At 39.2% G+C, this 2156-nt stretch carries 2 protein-coding genes and 1 pseudogene; all 3 read right to left on the bottom strand.

What is annotated here, in order from left to right; genetic code table 11:
• Positions 1–669: dihydroorotate dehydrogenase (quinone) (pyrD, locus tag KH943_RS09975; protein WP_304110427.1), on the bottom strand; the 669-nt coding region annotated here is incomplete at its 3' end.
• A 135-nt stretch (positions 670–804) separates the two neighbouring features.
• Positions 805–1755 carry a ribose-phosphate pyrophosphokinase gene (locus KH943_RS09970; RefSeq protein ID WP_005708697.1) on the bottom strand — a complete coding sequence of 317 codons (951 nt, stop codon included), beginning with the start codon at positions 1753–1755 and terminating at the stop codon, positions 805–807.
• 27 nt (positions 1756–1782) lie between these two features.
• Positions 1783–2156: pseudogene (locus KH943_RS09965) on the bottom strand (4-(cytidine 5'-diphospho)-2-C-methyl-D-erythritol kinase); the annotation flags it as partial.

Here is a 2156-nt window from a genome sequence, read left to right as displayed (position 1 = left end):
AATTTCTTCCTCGTTTAAATCAGGTGCAATTTTTAATACAAGCGGTTTATATTTGCCAAACTTTTGCGAAAGTGCAGCTTGTTCTGCTTTCAATGATTTTAATAAATCGTCTAACGCCTCACCATACTGCAAACTGCGTAGATTCTTAGTGTTTGGCGAAGAAATATTCACGGTAATATAATCAGCGTGTTCATACACTTTACGCAAACAGATTTGATAATCGTCTAATGCTCGCTCAATCGGAGTAATCGCATTCTTACCAATGTTAATGCCTAAAATACCGTCATATTTTGATTTTTTAACATTTTCTACTAACACATCAACGCCTAAGTTATTAAAGCCATTACGGTTAATAATCCCTTCTGCTTCCACTATGCGGAATTGGCGCGGCTTCGGATTGCCATCTTGTGCTAAAGGCGTTACTGTGCCTACCTCAATAAAGCCAAAACCTAATTTGCCAAACCCATCAATGGCTTCTCCATTTTTATCTGCCCCCGCAGCTAAACCAATTGGATTTTTAAATGTTAAGCCCATTACTTTAGTTAGATTTTCAGGTATTGGTAAAATCGGGAAAGGTAAACTCCCCACCAATTTTAAAGATTGCACAGTAAAATTGTGTGCCGTTTCAGGCTGCATTGAAAAAATAAATTTGCGAATGAGAGAATACATATTCTTCCAAAATTAAAACAAAATCATACCGTTCTTTTGTTGCAAAACTAAGACAAACTTAGCAACCATTTTTCATTACGATATAATTAAATAAACAAGAAAAAAACCCAATCTTTCGACTGGGTTTAAAGAAAATTAAGCATCAAACATTGCTGAAATTGATTCTTCGTTGCTAATACGACGAATCGCTTCTGCAAGCATACCTGATAATGTTAATGCACGGACTTTGTTGAGTGCTTTAATTTCATCAGAAAGAGGGATTGTATCCGTTACTACCACTTCATCTAATGCAGGATTTGCCAAGTTTTTCGCGGCTGTGCCTGATAATACTGCGTGGGTGGCATAAGCAAACACTTTCGTTGCACCACGTTCTTTTAACGCTTCTGCTGCTTTCACTAAAGTACCGCCTGTGTCGATCATATCATCGACGAGAATACAATCTCGACCAGCCACATCACCAATGATATGCATTACTTGAGAAACGTTTGCTTTTGGACGACGTTTGTCGATGATTGCCATATCCGCATCGTTTAATAATTTCGCAATTGCACGAGCACGCACCACACCACCGATATCTGGTGATACAACAATTGGATTATTTAGGTTAGTTTTTTGAAGAATATCATTGATAAGCACAGGTGAACCGAAAACGTTATCTACTGGCACATCAAAGAAACCTTGAATTTGTTCTGCGTGAAGGTCACACGTTAATACGCGATCCACGCCCACACTTGAAAGGAAATCAGCAACTACTTTTGCTGTAATTGGCACACGTGCAGAACGTACACGACGGTCTTGACGAGCATAACCAAAGTAAGGGATTACCGCAGTAATACGACCTGCCGAAGCACGGCGTAATGCGTCAACCATAACGATCAATTCCATTAAGTTATCGTTAGTCGGTGCACAAGTAGATTGCACGATAAATACATCTGAACCACGTACATTTTCATTGATTTGAACTTGGATTTCGCCATCACTGAAACGACCTACTGTCGCATCACCAAGAGAAATATAAAGACGTTCTGCAATACGTTTCGCAAGTTCTGGGGTTGCATTACCTGCAAACAATTTAATATCTGGCATTGGAATAGATCCTTTAGGATAAGGGTGTTAAAAAAGACGTTGGTGTAACGGAGAACGATTCTGCCCTTGAGCCACAAAACCAAACGTATTCGCAGGTTTGTGTGCAAAAACAGCCTCAGCTTCTTCTTTACTATTAAATTCAGCAAAGATACAAGCCCCTGTTCCCGTTAGCCGAAACGTGGCATATTTTACCAATTTTGACATCAATTCTTCAACCTCGAAATAATGATCTCGAACAACTTTTTCGCAATCGTTTTCCCATTTTGTATTTAACAATTCCGACATCGCTCGTTTAGGCGTATTACGTGGCAAATTCGGATCTTTAAATACCGCTGGCGTTGAAATAGATACATCAGGTTTTAACACAACATACCATTTCTCTTCTGGCTCACAAGGCGTTA

Origin of the sequence: Haemophilus parahaemolyticus (assembly GCF_018373095.1) — a bacterium.
Lineage (GTDB): Bacteria > Pseudomonadota > Gammaproteobacteria > Enterobacterales > Pasteurellaceae > Haemophilus_A > Haemophilus_A parahaemolyticus_A.
The sequence above is the reverse complement of the archived record's forward strand: the minus strand, read 5'-3'. Positions and strand labels throughout refer to the sequence as shown.